General features: G+C 69.4%; 15 protein-coding genes and 1 other RNA gene. 11 read left to right on the top strand and 5 right to left on the bottom strand.

Going from position 1 to position 14,683, the window contains the following annotated elements:
* Window positions 1-24 precede the first annotated feature (24 nt).
* The 4 genes from ACN8HC_RS13780 to rnpB all read left to right on the top strand — a co-directional run bounded on the left by ACN8HC_RS13780 (window position 25) and on the right by rnpB (window position 3,697).
* Window positions 25-1,464 (top strand): RNB domain-containing ribonuclease, encoded by a 1,440-nt coding sequence (locus tag ACN8HC_RS13780; protein ID WP_490075412.1) that lies wholly within the window; start codon window positions 25-27, stop codon window positions 1,462-1,464.
* A gap of 9 nt (window positions 1,465-1,473) precedes the next feature.
* The gene (locus ACN8HC_RS13775) at window positions 1,474-2,163 is read left to right on the top strand and encodes a YwaF family protein (protein WP_490075411.1); all 690 of its coding nucleotides are present in this window, start codon (window positions 1,474-1,476) and stop codon (window positions 2,161-2,163) included.
* Window positions 2,164-2,287: 124 nt separating this feature from the next.
* On the top strand, window positions 2,288-3,241 hold the full coding sequence (locus ACN8HC_RS13770; RefSeq protein ID WP_490075410.1) for a hypothetical protein: 954 nt from the start codon (window positions 2,288-2,290) through the stop codon (window positions 3,239-3,241).
* Window positions 3,242-3,322: 81 nt separating this feature from the next.
* An RNA gene (gene rnpB, locus ACN8HC_RS13765) (RNase P RNA component class A) lies at window positions 3,323-3,697 on the top strand.
* Window positions 3,698-3,929: 232 nt separating this feature from the next.
* On the opposite strand, the gene ACN8HC_RS13760 is transcribed toward rnpB, so the two are convergent.
* The gene (locus tag ACN8HC_RS13760) at window positions 3,930-4,286 is read right to left on the bottom strand and encodes a hypothetical protein (protein ID WP_490075409.1); all 357 of its coding nucleotides are present in this window, start codon (window positions 4,284-4,286) and stop codon (window positions 3,930-3,932) included.
* 381 nt (window positions 4,287-4,667) lie between these two features.
* Between ACN8HC_RS13760 and ACN8HC_RS13755 the strand changes: the two genes are divergently transcribed.
* Both ACN8HC_RS13755 and ACN8HC_RS13750 read left to right on the top strand, forming a co-directional pair.
* Entirely contained in the window at window positions 4,668-6,065 is a 1,398-nt protein-coding gene (locus ACN8HC_RS13755; protein ID WP_490075408.1) for an amidase family protein, read from the top strand.
* Entirely contained in the window at window positions 6,062-6,850 is a 789-nt protein-coding gene (locus ACN8HC_RS13750) for a PI-PLC domain-containing protein (protein WP_490075407.1), read from the top strand. The genes ACN8HC_RS13755 and ACN8HC_RS13750 overlap by 4 nt, the downstream gene beginning before the upstream one ends.
* 42 nt (window positions 6,851-6,892) lie before the next feature.
* On the opposite strand, the gene ACN8HC_RS13745 is transcribed toward ACN8HC_RS13750, so the two are convergent.
* A complete protein-coding gene (locus ACN8HC_RS13745; protein ID WP_490075406.1) occupies window positions 6,893-8,353 on the bottom strand; it encodes a GuaB1 family IMP dehydrogenase-related protein in 1,461 nt (486 codons plus the stop codon).
* 71 nt (window positions 8,354-8,424) lie between these two features.
* Here ACN8HC_RS13745 and ACN8HC_RS13740 point away from each other — a divergent pair, with 71 nt between their 5' ends.
* Genes ACN8HC_RS13740 through ACN8HC_RS13730 form a run of 3 tightly spaced genes read left to right on the top strand, consistent with a single transcriptional unit; the run spans window position 8,425 to window position 10,464 of the window.
* Window positions 8,425-9,078, top strand: a complete 654-nt coding sequence (locus tag ACN8HC_RS13740) for an MBL fold metallo-hydrolase (RefSeq protein WP_490075405.1) — start codon at window positions 8,425-8,427, stop codon at window positions 9,076-9,078.
* Between the two features lie 53 nt (window positions 9,079-9,131).
* Window positions 9,132-9,308 (top strand): hypothetical protein, encoded by a 177-nt coding sequence (locus ACN8HC_RS13735; RefSeq protein ID WP_490075404.1) that lies wholly within the window; start codon window positions 9,132-9,134, stop codon window positions 9,306-9,308.
* A 25-nt stretch (window positions 9,309-9,333) separates the two neighbouring features.
* A complete protein-coding gene (locus ACN8HC_RS13730; protein ID WP_490075403.1) occupies window positions 9,334-10,464 on the top strand; it encodes a lipid II:glycine glycyltransferase FemX in 1,131 nt (376 codons plus the stop codon).
* On the opposite strand, the gene ppgK is transcribed toward ACN8HC_RS13730, so the two are convergent.
* Window positions 10,465-11,232 carry a polyphosphate--glucose phosphotransferase gene (gene ppgK / locus ACN8HC_RS13725; protein ID WP_490075402.1) on the bottom strand — a complete coding sequence of 256 codons (768 nt, stop codon included), beginning with the start codon at window positions 11,230-11,232 and terminating at the stop codon, window positions 10,465-10,467.
* A gap of 58 nt (window positions 11,233-11,290) precedes the next feature.
* Window positions 11,291-12,154 carry a type I methionyl aminopeptidase gene (gene map, locus ACN8HC_RS13720; protein WP_490075401.1) on the bottom strand — a complete coding sequence of 288 codons (864 nt, stop codon included), beginning with the start codon at window positions 12,152-12,154 and terminating at the stop codon, window positions 11,291-11,293.
* A 65-nt stretch (window positions 12,155-12,219) separates the two neighbouring features.
* Between map and ACN8HC_RS13715 the strand changes: the two genes are divergently transcribed.
* The gene (locus tag ACN8HC_RS13715; RefSeq protein WP_490075400.1) at window positions 12,220-12,396 is read left to right on the top strand and encodes a methionine aminopeptidase; all 177 of its coding nucleotides are present in this window, start codon (window positions 12,220-12,222) and stop codon (window positions 12,394-12,396) included.
* 33 nt (window positions 12,397-12,429) lie between these two features.
* On the top strand, window positions 12,430-13,638 hold the full coding sequence (locus ACN8HC_RS13710) for an MFS transporter (protein WP_490075399.1): 1,209 nt from the start codon (window positions 12,430-12,432) through the stop codon (window positions 13,636-13,638).
* Here ACN8HC_RS13710 and ACN8HC_RS13705 read toward each other — a convergent pair.
* Window positions 13,623-14,642, bottom strand: coding sequence for a LacI family DNA-binding transcriptional regulator (locus tag ACN8HC_RS13705; RefSeq protein WP_490075398.1), 1,020 nt, complete (start codon window positions 14,640-14,642; stop codon window positions 13,623-13,625). The two genes, ACN8HC_RS13710 and ACN8HC_RS13705, sit on opposite strands and share 16 nt — an antisense overlap.
* Between the last annotated feature and the right edge of the window lie 41 nt (window positions 14,643-14,683).

The following is a 14,683-nucleotide window of genomic DNA, read 5'->3' as shown; positions in this document are numbered from 1 at the left end:
AGGCTACTTCCCTATGGTGGGCGCATGGATCTTCGGCTCGTCATACCGCATGTTCGTCCCGCTGAGGGTGCGGACGCCGGACCGCTGGAGCGTGCCTTCGCCGCGCTGCGAGAACAGATGGGCCTGACCCTGGACTATCCGGCCGATGCGCTCGCCGAGGCCGAGCAGGCGGCCACCGGCGTGCGGTTGCCGGACCGTGACGAGACGGCCGTGCCGTTCTTCACCATCGACCCGGTCGGGTCGATGGACCTGGATCAGGCGATGTTCCTGGACCGGGTCAACGGCGGCTATCGCGTCCGCTACGCGATCGCCGACGTCCCGGCATACGTCACGCCCGGTGGGGCGCTCGACGCGGAGACCCGGCGGCGCGGCCAGACGATGTATCTACCGGACGTGCGAGTCCCGTTGCACCCGAAGGTGCTCAGCGAAGCTGCCGCCAGCCTGCTCGAGGGGCAGGTCCGGCCGGCTTTCGTGTGGGACATCACGCTGTCCGCCGCGGGGGAGGCGACCTCCTGCGAGGTCTACCGCGCCCGGGTCAGGAGCGTCGCCCGGCTCGACTACGACACGGTGCAGCAGCAGCTCGACGACGGGTCCGCCAGTGAGGACCTGCAGCTGCTGAAGGAGATCGGTGAGCTGCGAATCGGCTTGGAAGCCAAGCGTGGAGGAGCCAACCTGCCGATGCCCGAGCAGGAGGTCACCAAGGGGGAGGACGGCAACTACCACCTGACCTTCCGGCCGCAGCTGCCCGCCGAGGAATGGAACGCGCAGATCTCGCTGCTGACCGGCATGGCGGCCGCCGAGCTGATGTTGCGGGCGAAGGTGGGCATCCTGCGGACGATGCCGCAGCCGGAACAGCGGGCGATCGATCGCTTCCGGCGGCAGGCGAAGGCGCTCGGCGTGGACTGGCCGGCGGATCAGCAGTACGGCGACTTCATCCGCGGCCTGGACCGCTCGAACCCCAAGCACCTGGCGCTGATCCACGACGCCACCAGCCTGTTCCGCGGCGCGGGTTACACACCGTTCGACGGAGCGGAACCGCGGGACACGATCCAGTCGGCCGTGGCGGCACCCTACGCGCACGTGACCGCGCCGCTACGCCGCCTGGTCGACCGGTTCGGGCTCGTCGTGTGCGAGGCGGTCAGTCAGGGCGCGGACGTGCCGCAGTGGGTGCGGGACGCGCTGCCGACGTTGCCGGACATCATGCGCAGCAGCGACCAGAAGGCGAGCCAGTTGGACCACGCGTGCACCGATGCCGTGGAGGCGGCGCTCCTCGTGCATCGGGTGGGTGAGACGTTCCCGGCATACGTCGTCGACACCGACGAGAAGGGCGTCACCGTGCAGCTGGTGGACCTCGCCGTCACCGCGAAGGCGCAGGGCCGGGCCGACGCGGGCAGCGAGGTGCAGGTGCGGCTGCTCGAAGCGGACATCGTGACGCACACCGTGAAGTTCGAACTCGTGAGCTAGGTATGACGCATGGCCACCGCAGCGGAGCGGTTCGTCGTCCTCGGGCCCCAGCACCGCGTGGTGCTGCTGGTCTTCGTGCTGGGCTGTGTCTTGCTTGTCCTCGTGGCTGCCCGATTGCGCCTTCGACCCGCGGTGCAGGCGCGGGTGCTGCGCAGCGTCGGCGTCGTCATACTCCTGGTGTGTGCGCCGTTCGAAGTGGAGGACGCGCTCATCGGCGTTCAGCACCCGCGCACCGGGTTGCCGCTGCAGATCTGCGACATCGCGTGGGTGGTTGCGGGGGTCGCGCTGCTGACCCGCGGCCGGTCGATGTGTTCGCTGCTGTACTTCTGGGGTCTCACGCTGTGCGCGCAGGCGCTCGTCACGCCGGACCTGCACGACGCCTTCCCGCAGCCGCAGTTCTTCGGGTTCTGGGTGCGGCACCTGGCTCCGGTGTGGGCCGCGGTCTACCTGGTCGCGGCGCGGATCGGCCCGACCTGGCGCGGCTACCGCTTCACCGTCGCGGTGACCGCTGCCTGGGCCGCGGCGATGATGGGCCTCAACGCCGCGATCGGCAGCAACTACGGCTACCTCAACGGCAAGCCGCGGGTGCACTCACTCCTCGACCTGCTCGGGCCGTGGCCGTGGTACGTGCTGGTCGAGGTTGTTCTCCTGGTCGGCGTCTGGGCGCTCATGACCTGGCCGTGGAACCGGTCGCACTGACATCACCGGCTTCCGCCTATGCCAAACGGGAGCCAGAGCTCCCATCTGGCATAGGTCAAGGCGGTGAAATGACGTTGTCCACAGTGGATCCGCGGCCGCAGCGCAATTCGGCCAGGATCGTCCGATGGCGCGCAACGAGACACAACGCAGCCGTCCAGCACCACAGCGTCCGGCGGGTGCCGAGCGGAGGTTCCTCGCGGCTCAGCTCGCCGCGGACCACGGCGGGGTCGTGCATCGGAGAGAGCTCGCCCTGCATGGCGTCGAGCGGAACGCCATACGCGATGAAATCGCAGCCGGTCGCTGGTTTCGTGCCGGGCGCCACACCGTCGCCGTCGATACACCCGTCCTGAGCAAGGAGGCGATGCAGTGGTGGGCGGTATGGGAGAGCGGAGCCGGTGCCCGCCTGGACGGCGCGGATGCGCTCCTCTCAATCGGCATGACCGGTTTCAAGGCTGCGGCGATCGATGTCACTCTTCCCGCACGCAATCGGCATCACGCCCTTGCGGGGGTGCGACTGCATCGAGTGGATTGCCCGCCACCAGTCCGGGGAGCGGGGATCCCACGAATTGCGCTCGAGCTGGCAACGATTCACGCGGCGCAGTGGGCGGTGAGTGACCGGCAGGCCGCGCTTCTCATCTGTCTGCCGATCCAGCAGCGGCTCATCCTTCCGGCGCGACTCCAGCTGAGCTGGCGCGGTGTCAGGCGATCCCCTCGGCGGCAGCTTGTGAACGCCGTCATCGCTGATGTCACTGACGGCGTGCACTCCCTCGGCGAGCTCGACTTCACCCGGCTGGCACGGCGTTACGGACTTCCGCGGCCGTCTCATCAGGCGGTGCGATCCGGCCCGCACGGTCGTGTTTACCTCGACATTTCGTGGGACAAGGTTGGTCTCGTCGTCGAGATCGACGGCGGGCATCATGGGTTGGCGCTCAACCCGGTCGACGATGCGCTGCGGCAGAACGAGCGAGTCGCGGTGGGAGAACGGGTACTGCGGATCCCGGTCATCGGCCTTCGAGTGGCGACTGACAAGTTCATGCAGCAGGTCCGCCGTACGTATGTCTTTGTCAGCCGACTGTGATGGAGCTTCCCCATGCCAGACGGGAGCTATACCTCCCGTCTGGCATGGGGAAACTCCGGCGCAGATAGGATGTCCGACGGATGAGTCGGCCGGGCGGCCGCGGCGCGAGCAATCGCGTCGAGGAAAGTCCGGACTCCGAAGGGCAAGGTGGTGGCCAACGGCCACCCGGGGTGACCCGCGGGACAGTGCCACAGAAAGCAGACCGCCACCGGCTCCGGCCGGTGGTAAGGGTGAAACGGCGGTGTAAGAGACCACCAGCGCGCCAGGCGACTGGCGTGGCTCGGTAAACCCCACCTGGAGCAAGATCAGACAGCGTGCGTCCGAGGGCGGCCCGCCCGAGCACGCGGGTAGATCGCTGGAGGCCACCGGCAACGGTGGTCCTAGATGGATGGTCGCCACGCGTCCGCCGCTTGCGGCGGCGCCATACAGAATCCGGCTTACAGGCCGGCTCATCCATCAGACGTTGCAATCACAGGCGAGTAGCTACCGCGCGGCCACCTCAGTCTGCACGTCGTCCCCAGGGCCTTCAGCGTCGACTCCACTGGGGCGCGCGTCCGGTCACCGGAGGACGGTGCTGTGGTGCGCTATGCCGATGGCCGCGGTGTGGTCGCTGGCACAGGACGGTGGGGGCGCGGTGGTGTGGGGACGGCTGGTTGTCCTGTTGCTGCTGGTGGACGCGGGGCGGCTGCTAGTAGCGGGTGCCTAGAGCGTGATGGCTGACGGCACTGGTCGCACGCGTGGGGGCGGCCTTTGTGCTTGCTGCCCCGGTCGATGCGGCGGTGGGGACGGGAGTGCCGGCGAGGTGGGCGTACGCACGGATCCCGCCGCCGACGGCGAGTAGTAGCACGATCAGCACGGCGGCAGCGATCGCGACGGTTCGGCTCAACCGACGGGGCTTGGGTTCCGGGTCCCGACCGGGTGGTGTGGCAGGTTCCGGTGCCGCGCTGGGCAAGTAGTGCTCGGTCCAGCCGTTCTGGTCGCGATACCGCTTGTAATTGACGCCTGGCATGTCGTACCAGCCCGGCTCATCGGGAAGATAGCCCATCCTTTGTTCCCCCTTAGCAATGACGCGTCTGCCGTGATCGTAAGGAGCGCGGGCGCCCATTGGTTGCCGTCTGGGCAGTTGTCCCGTAGTGGGCCTGCAGCCGCAATAACTGGCGCCGGCCGGGCGGTGGGGCCGGGTATCCCTCAGCAGGACACGGGCCCGGTCGAGGTCAGCTGGCGAGGAGGTGACGGAGCACCCAGCGCAGTGTCGGCCTAGGGCGCGGCTCGGTCGTCAAGCCGGGGCAGCAACCACACCAGCTCATCGTTCTCGGGGATGAGGGATCGATATCGCCGACAGGATGCGCCGCTCGCGTCGTTGCGGACAGATGGTTCGCGTCGGTGCCGCGGCCACCGCGGCCAGGTCCGTGCGACGATCTGCTGCATGAGATCTTCGCTGCGCTCGTCCAGCACCGATCGGGTGCAACAAGCGATCGACCGCATGGCCGAAGTCGAACCGCAGATCGCCGCTGTCTGCACGCCCGCACCGGACGCCCTGGAAAGTGCACGTCTGCGCGACACCGAGGAACCACGGAGCGCGCTGCACGGCATACCGGTCCTGGTCAAGGACAACATCGACACGGCCGGCCTGCCGACGACGGCCGGTTCGCTCGCGCTGGCCGACGTGCCACCACCGTCTCGGGACGCCACGCTGGTACGCCGACTTCGGGACGCCGGCATGGTGCTGCTCGGCAAGACGAACCTCAGCGAATGGGCCAATCTGCGTGACGAGAATTCCGTCAGCGGATGGAGCGCCTACGGTGGCCTGACCCGCAATCCATATGCGCTCAACCGGTCTGCCGGCGGCTCGAGCTCCGGGAGCGGCGCCGCCGTCGCGGCGCGCATCACACCGTTCGCGATCGGCACCGAGACCGACGGTTCGATCACGTGCCCGGCCGCCTTCAATGGCTGCGTCGGCCTCAAACCGACGGTTGGCCTCGTACCGCGGGACGGCATCATTCCGATCTCGCACTCCCAGGACTCGCCCGGACCGCTGACCGCCACTGTCGCGCAGAGCGCGGCACTCCTCACGGTGCTCACCGGCCATGCGTACGACGCCGCGGCGGCCGGACGGCAGCCGTTGCGCGAGGTGCGTATCGGCGTACCGCGCAAGACGTACTGGGGCTACAGCGACCACGCGGACGCCCCGGCGGAACGAGCGCTGCAGCTGTTGTCCGCCGCCGGTGCGACGATCGTCGACAACACCGATCTGCCCGCCGAGCTGGGCTGGGAGGACGAACTGCTGGTCATGCTCGCCGAGTTCCGCGCTGGGCTGGCCGACTACCTCAGCACCCGCTCAGGGGACGCGCCGCGCACGCTGGCCGACATCGTGCAGTTCAACAAGACGCATGCCGCCGAGGAACTCCCACACTTCGGGCAGTCCCTGCTGGAGCAGGCACTGGTCGCTCCGGACCTGAACGACCGCCGCTACCTCGACGCCCTCGAGCGGTGCCGGACTCAGTCCAGGAGCGAGGGAATCGATGCGGTCCTTCGGGAGCACGACCTGACCGCGCTGGTCAGCCCGGCGTATCCGCCGGCTTTCCTCATCGACCACGTCAACCCCGAGCACACGGCCGGATCATGCTCCACTCCCGCGGCGCAGGCGGGCTACCCCTTGCTGACAGTGCCGTCCGGCCTGGCCGCCGGCCTGCCCGTAGCCGTGACGTTCTGGGGAACCGCGAACAGCGAGCAGTCGCTGCTGCGCATCGGTGCGGCATACGAGGCGGCACGAGACGGTGACACCGGCCCGCTGCCCGCACCCACCTTCGTGTCGTTCAGTTGAGGCGGCACCGCAATCCGGCTCGCCTGGAACGGCACCCGCCGGCGACCGCCCTCCCGCATGCGCACTCGCACGCCGACTCGCGGCACCGCCGGCCGCTGTGGGACGCGCTCGCCGCCGGGTTCACCAGCCTCGAGGCGGACGTCTGGGTGGTCCGCGGTCGGGTTCTGGTCGGCCACACCGTGCCGCGGCCGTGGCGGACGCTCGAGCGGCTCTACCTCGACCCGCTCGCCCGGCTGGTGGAGGAAAACGGTCGTGTCTACAGCGATTTCGACCGGCCGATCACGCTGCTGCTCGACGTCAAGAGCAATCCGGTCGTCGCTCGGCCGGTGATCGAGCAGCACCTTCAGCGCTACGGCGGACTGGTCAGCTGCTGGCGCGACGGGAAGCCGATGCCAGGTGCCGTCACGGTCATCCTGAGCGGCACCCTGCTCGACAAGCCGTATGACGCGCCGCAGCGCTGCACCGCCGTGGATGGCCGGGCACGGAGCACGCGACTCGACGTGCCGGCGGCGCTGATGCCGCTGCGCAGTGACTGCTGGCCGGAGCTCTTCTCCTGGTCCGGCGACGGTGCGATGCCGGCGGACCAGCACGACCGGCTGGCCCGGATGGTGGCCGACGCGCACCGCCGCGAGCAGCGGGTGCGTTTCTGGCAGACCCCCGATGCGCCGGGTCCGGCACGGGACAACCTGTGGCGGACGCTGCTGGACGCCGGTGTCGATCTGGTCGACACCGCTGACCTCGCCGGTGCACGAGACTTCTTCCTGGGTCCCCGGTCCAGTGGATAGTGCGCCATACCGCACGAACTACTGGACCCAGGGCGCCGATCCTCACCAGGACGTCTCGCGCGGTCTTCCCTCGTCATATCCACTGGCGCTCTGCACACCGACCAGGGCCCGCTCGCGGAACTCCTCGATGTTGCGCGCACCGGCATACGTGAAGCTGGATCGCACGCCGGCGACAATCGAGTCGATCAGGTCCTCCACCCCCGGGCGGTCCTCGTCGAGGAACATCCGGGACGACGAGATGCCCTCCTCGAAGAGCGCCGAGCGAGCCCGCTCGAAGGCGCTGCGCGCCTGCGTGCGGCCGCTCACCGCGCGGGCGCTCGCCATACCGAACGACTCCTTGTAGAGCCGCCCGTCCGGTGCCAGGTTGAGGTCGCCCGGGCTCTCGAAGGTGCCCGCGAACCAGGAGCCTATCATCACCGAGGCCGCGCCCGCGGCGAGCGCCAGAGCGACGTCGCGCGGATATTTCACGCCGCCGTCCGCCCACACAGCGGCGCCGGATCCACTTGCAGCAGCAGCGCATTCGAGCACCGCGGAGAACTGCGGCCGACCCACCCCGGTCATCATCCGGGTCGTGCACATCGCGCCCGGGCCGACGCCGACCTTGACGATGTCGGCACCCGCCCCGGCCAGATCCCGCGCGCCGGCCGCGGTGACGACGTTGCCCGCCGCGATCGGCACCCGGATGCCGGACGCCGCCGCCAACTCGTCGCGGACCGCACGCACCACGGTCAGCGCGTCGATCATCTTGTCCTGGTGCCCGTGCGCGGTGTCCACCACCAGCACGTCGGCGCCCGCGTCGAGCGCCGCGGCCGCCTTGGCACGGACGTCGCCGTTGATGCCGATCGCCACGCCGATGCGCAGCCGGCCGGCGGCGTCCAGAGCCGGCCGGTAGATGGTCGAACGCAGGATCCCCTGCCGCGTCAGCACACCGGCCAGCTCACCCGCCGCGCCGACGACCGGCGCCAGCTCGAAGTGGTGCTCGGTCAGCGCGTCGAAGACGGAGGCGAGTTCGTCGCCGTCCTTGACGGTGAACAGGTCACGGGTCATCACCTCACCGACCGTGGCGAAACGGTCCACCTGGCGGGAGTTGCGCTCGGTCACCAGCCCGATGGGTGCGCGCGCGTCGTCGACGACCACCGCGGTGCGGTGTGCCCGCTTGCCGATGAGCGCCAGCACGTTGCCGACCGGCTCATCGGCGTGCACGGTGACCGGCGTCTCGTAGACGGTGTGCCGCGCCTTCACGTAGGCGACGGTCTCGCGCATCGCGTGCTCGGGGATGTCCTGGGGAAGTATGGCGATGGCGCCCCGCCGGGCGACCGTCTCGGCCATCCGCCGGCCGGAGATCGCCGTCATGTTCGCGACCACCAGCGGGATCGTCGTACCGACCGCGTCCGGCGTCGTGAGGTCGACGTTGAGACGACTTGTCACCGACGAGCGCGAGGGCGCCATGAAGACGTCGTTGTAGGTCAGGTCGTATGCCGGGCGATCGCCGAGAAACTTCACGTTCGGCCATGGTACGGGCAAGTCCGGCGGATCCGTAACCGGCGGTCGGACTCCCGTCATACGGTGGGCCCATGCAGCTGACTCATCTGGGACATTCCTGCCTGCTCGTCGAGATCGCCGGCCAACGCCTGCTGATCGACCCCGGCACGTTCTCCGACATCGACGGCGTCGTGGAACTCGACGCGATCCTGGTCACCCACCAGCACTTCGACCACCTCGACCTGGATCGGCTTCCGGCGCTGCTCGCGCGCAACCCGGGCGCGGCCATCCACGCCGATCCGGAGAGCGTGCAGGTCCTGCTCGGCAAGGAGATCTCGGCGACCCCGACGGTCGCCGGCGAGACGTTTGCCGTCGGCGACGTCGAGATCACCCCGGCCGGCAGGCAGCACGCGATCATCACCGACTACGTGCCGCGGATCGCCAACGTCGGGCTCTACCTGACCGCGCCGGGCGAGTCGTCGCTCTTCCATCCCGGTGATGCCCTCGACACCCACGTCCCCGGAGACGTCGACATTCTGGCCGTTCCGGTCGGTGCTCCGTGGTGCGCGGTCAAGGAGGCGGTCGAGTTCGTCCGTCGCATCTCGCCGTCGCTGGTCGTGCCGATCCACGACGCGCTGCTGACCGACGCCGGGCGGGGGATCTACCTGCGGCACATCGCCGATTTCGGCCGCGACGGCGGCGTCCCGGTCCGTGACCTGCGCGGGAAAGGCGCCGTCACGGTGTGAGACGCCCGATGCCCGGGTTGGCGAGATAGGTAAGGCTCACCTATGATCCACGAGTGCCCGTGATCACCGCGAAGAAGAAGTGCTGCGAGGACAAGCCTCGGTGCAAGAAGTGCCCCGTGACTCTCGAGCGCCTCCGCAAGGCCGGCTACGCCGAGCGGCTCAGCCGGCGCGAGTACGACGTGGCGGCCACGGTGCCCGGCAAGGTCCGCAAAGCCGCTCGCGTCCGCTGAGCTCTCCGCCGGTACGGTGGGCCGCGTGAATCTGCGAGTGACCACCTGTTCCGACCGGGAGACCTGGGATCGCACGGTGCTCGCCGCCGGCGGTCATCCGTTGCAGCTCTGGGGCTGGGGAGAGCTGAAGTCCCGCTACGCGTGGTCCGCCGAGCGCCTCCTCGTGCGGGACGCCGGCGACGAGGTCGTCGGCCTCGCGCAGGTGCTGTACCGCCGGTTGCCGCCTCCGTTCAAGTCGCTGGGCTACGTGCCGCGTGGTCCGGTGGCGGCCGAGGCGGATCGGGCCGCCGTGCTGACCGCGCTCGCCGATCACGTCAAACGACGGGGGTCCATCGCGCTGTCGGTCGAGCCGGACTGGGCCGACCCCCGGTCGCCGCTGCCCAAGGGCGTGACCGATACGCAGATCGCGGAGTTGCAGCACGCGGCACCGACCGGTTGGCTCGCCGACGTCGCGGCGACGGGTTTCCGACGCAGCGCCAACACCGGCCTGATTCCCCGGACCCTTGTCGTCGACCTCACGCCGGACGAGGACGAGCTGCTCAAGGCGTTCAGCTCCAGCACCCGGCAGAACGTCCGCAAGTCCTTCCGTGCGGACAACGTCCGGTTCGGTGAGGTGACGTCCGAGGCGGATCTGGCGCAGGTGCTCGAGATCAACAAGGAGACCGGCCGACGCGCCGGTTTCGCCGTGCACGACGACGGATACCACCGCGCCATCCGCGAGCTGATGGGCGACCGGTCCCAGCTGATCGCCGCGTGGGAGGGCGACCGGGTGGCCGCGTTCGTCTGGCTGGTCGTCTCCGACACCACCGCATTCGAGCTGTATGGCGGGGTCTCGCCGCGCGGCATGAAGCTGCGACTCAATTACGGTCTGAAGTTCCACGCGATGAAACACGTGAAGTCGCAAGGGGTTTCACGTTACGACTTCAACGGCCTGCTCAACGACGGGATCTCCGACTTCAAGCGTCAGTTCAGCAAGCACGAGGACCTGCTGATCGGCACCTGGGACAAGCCGCTGTCGCCGCTCTATCCCGCGTTCGCGACCGCGCTGCCCAAGGTGCGGCACACGCTCAAGCGCGGTCTGCCCGCGGTGAAGACAGCGGCGCGCGACCCGAAGGCCGCCCTGACCGGAGTGCGCGGCCGCTTCTCGCGCGGGTGATCACCTCGTGACGCGGGCGGCGTGGTCGGCCAGCCAGGCGACGCCGACGATGCCCGCCGCATTGCGCAGCTGCGCCGCGACGATCGGTGCCCGTAGGTGCAGCAGGGGCAGGAACCTGTCGGCCTTCTTGGAGACGCCGCCGCCGACGACGATCATGTCCGGCCAGAGCAGATCCTCGATGTGGCTGTAGTAGCGCTGCAGTCGCTGGGCCCACTCCTCCCAGGACAGGTTTTCCTCGACGTGCGCGCTCTCCGCGGCCCTGCTCTCGGCGTCGTGGCCGTCGATCTCGAGATGCCCGAGCTCGGAGTTGGGCAGCAGCTCACCGTCGACCAACAACGCCGACCCGATGCCGGTGCCGAGCGTCGAGACCAGGACGGTGCCCTGCGTGTTGCGCGCGGCGCCGAAGTGCAACTCGCCGACGCCGGCGGCGTCCGCGTCGTTGACGACCGTCACCGGCCGGCCGAGCCTCGTGCTGAGCATCTCCTCGACGTTGGTGCCGATCCATGAGGTGTCAATGTTCGCAGCGGTTCTCACGATGCCGTGTGTCACGACGCAGGGAAGCGTGATGCCGATCGGCTGGCCGTGGGTGTCCTCGGCGAACTTGTCGGCGATCTGCTCGATCACGTCGGCGACCGCGTCGGGCGTCGACGGCTTGGGAGTGTCGATGCGCACCCGGTCCTTGGCGAAGGCGCCCTTCTCCAGGTCCACCGGCGCTCCCTTGATGCCGGTGCCGCCGACGTCGATGCCCAGGGGGTAGGTCGTGCTCATCAGCCTGCAAGCTCCTTCGTCGTCGCGGTCATCGCCCATGACAGTAGCGGAGCAGATGCTAGGGCAACGTCAGGATCTCGGCCCCGCTATCGGTGATCAACACAGTGTGCTCGAACTGCGCGGAGCGGCGCAGATCGCGGGTCGCGACCGTCCAGCCGTCCTCCCACAATGTCCACTCCGGCGTGCCGAGATTGAGCATCGGCTCGACCGTGAAGGTCATGCCCGGTTCGATCACGTCGTCGTGTGCCGGTGCCGCGTCGTAGTGCGGGATGACCAGGCCGGAGTGGAAGACCGGGCCGACGCCGTGCCCCGTGTAGTCGCGGACCACGCCATACCCGAAACGCTTGGCGTACATCTCGATCACCCGGCCGATGACGTTGACCGCGCGCCCGGGTCGAGCCGCCTTGATGCCGCGCAGCATCGCCTCCTTGGTGCGCTGGACCAGCAGCCGTGACTCCTCGTCGACGTCGCCCACGAGGAACGTCGCGCAGTTGTCGCCGTGGGCGCCGTCCTTGTAGGCCGTGATGTCGATCTTGACGATGTCGCCGTCCTGCAGCGGCCGGTCGTCGGGGATGCCGTGGCAGACGATCTCGTTCACGCTGGTGCACAACGACTTCGGGAAACCGCGGTAACCGAGCGTCGACGGGTAGGCACCGTGGTCGAGCATGAATTCGTGTCCGATGCGGTCGATCTCGTCGGTGGTGATGCCGGGTCGCACCGCGGCGCCGGTGACCTCGAGGGCCCGCGCGGCGATGCGTGCGGCAGCACGGATGCGCTCGATGAGCTCCGGGTCGCGCACCTCGGAGCCGGTGAACTGCGCGGGTGCCGGGCGCCCGACGTATTCGGGCCGGGCAATGGATGCCGGCACGCTGCGCAGTGGGCCGACGTGGCCGGGGCGGACCCGGGTGCTGCTCGCGGACATATGGTGCAGTCTAGGAGCGACAAGTGCCGGCGCTGCCGGCGCCGACGACGACAAGGAGGGCAACCGTGGCCTACTGGTACAACGTCGACACCGGCCGGGTGGAGCAGGACGACGAGAGGGACCCGAAGGCCAAGCTGCTCGGGCCCTACGACAGCGAGGACGAGGCCCGCAATGCGCTGGCCGCCGCCGCCGAGCGCACGGCGCAGTGGGACGCCGAGGACAAGGAGTGGAACGGCGACTGAGCCGGTCTACCCGGGGGACTAGCGTCAGGTGTCGTGCTGACGCCATACCGCCCGTTGCTCGCCGTGCCCGGCGCTCGACGCTTCCTGATCGGCTCGGTGATCGGCCGGCTCGGGGGCGCGATGTTCGGCATCGCGGTGGTCGCGATGATCTCCGGGCGCCGCGGCTCCTATTCGCTCGCCGGGGCCGTGTCGGCTGCCGGCGTGCTGGTGCTCGCGTTGACCGCGTCGGGGATCGGCCGGCTGATCGACCGCGAGGGGCAGCGCCGGATCACCCTGCCGCTCGCGCTCTGGGCCGCCGCCTGGGACGTCGCTCTGGTCGTCGCCTCGTTCACCGGGGCGCCGGACTGGTGCCTCTACGTGGCCTACGGGCTCTCGGCGATCGTGGCCGAGCCGGGCACGATGAGCCGCGCCCGCTGGGCGTATCTGCTTGCTGGACAACCCGATCGGTTACACGCGGCGATGTCGCTGGAGCAGGTGATCGACGAGTTCTCGTTCGTGGTCGGGCCGATCATCGCGGTGGTGCTGGCGACGACCGCCATACCCGAGGCCGGCTTCATCGCCGCCGCGGTCCTGTATGTCGCCGGGTCGCTCCTCTTCGTCGCCGCCCGGTCGAGTGAACCACCGGTTCATCCGGTGCGCGACGGCGGCGCAGTGAGCGTGCTGCGCAATCCGGCGCTGCTGGTCGTGGCCGCCGTCATGGTCCTGACCGGCGGGATCTTCGGATCCAACGAAGTGGTGACGCTGGCTTTCGCGGGGGAGCACGGACACAAGAACCTCTCCGGTGTCGTCCTCGCGCTCTTCGCCCTGGGCTCGGGCGCCGCAGCGGTCGTGTTCGGGTCGCGGCAGACCGGCCGGTCGCTGGCCCGCGGGCTGCTGTTGGGGACCGCCGGCATGTGTCTGCTCGAGGCGCCGATCCTGTTGGCGCACAACATGATCACCCTTTCGGTGGTTCTGCTGATCGCCGGCTTCGCGACGGCCCCGACGCTGATCACCTCGATGAAGCTGGCCCAGGCGCTGGTGGGCCCGGGCCAGGTCAACGAGTCGATGGGTGTCGTCTTCACCGGCACGCTGATCGGCATTGCGGCGGGATCCGCCATCAGCGGCGCGGTCGTCCAGCGCTGGGGTGCGGACACAGGGTATGTCGTGCCGGTGCTGTCCGGCCTCGGTGCCTTCGTGCTGGCGGGGCTGTCCTACCGGCTGGTGCACCGCACGCCGTCAGCGGTGGTTCAGTCGGCTGGCTGAACAGGCACCGGCCCGGTCGTCTCCCGCACGATCAGTTGCGTCTCCAGCTGGAACGGATGCGAGAACGATTCCGGGTCGTCGGCCAGGGCGAGCACCCGCTCCACCGCGCACTTGCCCATCTCGGCGAGCGGCTGGCGGACCGTCGTGAGCGGGCGCGGCGCCCAGCGGGCGATCAGCGTGTCGTCGAAGCCCACGACCGAAAGGTCCTCCGGCACACGCAGATTGCGCTCGGCCGCAGCCCGAAGGGTGCCCAGCGCGCTGATGTCGCTCGAGGCGAAGATCGCGGTCGGCGGCACCGGCAGAGCGAGGAGCTGGTGCGCGGCCCGGAAGCTGGTCTCGACCGAATACGCATCGCCCGCAACGAGGTTCGGTTCGAACGTGATCCCGGCGTCGCTGAGCGCGCTGGTGTAGCCGTGCAACCGGTCGCGTGCCGGCAGCGAGTCCGGCGGCCCGCTGACGAAGCCGATCCGCCGGTGCCCGAGACCCAGCAGGTGCTCGGTGGCTTCGCGTCCGCCGGCCCAGTTGGTGGCCGAGATGGACACGATCGACGTGGTCGTCCTGCCGATCGGATCGACGGCGACCAGCGCGATGCCGGCGTCCGTGCACCACTGCAGCTCCCGGTCGGTCAACGGCGTCGTGACGACGATGAGCGCATGGACGCCGCGCGCCGCGATCGAGTCGAACCACTGCTTGGACAGCTGCCGTGGTGTGCTGTCGGCCAGCACCCGTTCGACGATCAGCGTCTGGTGCAGCCGCATCGCTGCCTCGGTGGCGCCGCCGAGCACTGCGGGCGAGTAGGGGTTGGCCAGCTCGTCGAAGAGGATCAACACCGCATCGGTCCTGCGGCGCGCCCGGGCCCGGGCGTGATAGCCGAGTTCGGACGCCGACCGCAGCACCCGCTCCCGGGTCTGCCGGCTCACGTCCGAGCGCCCGTTGAGCACCTTGGACGCGGTCGGCAAGGACACACCGGCGTGCTCGGCGACATCGCGCAGAGTGGCGGTCATGGTCGAAACGGCTCCTGTCCTCCGCCGCGCTTGACCGGCGG

It is taken from the genome of Flexivirga sp. YIM B11880 (genome assembly GCF_058148645.1).
Note: the sequence above shows the minus strand (reverse complement) of the source record. Positions and strands in the feature narration are given on the sequence as shown.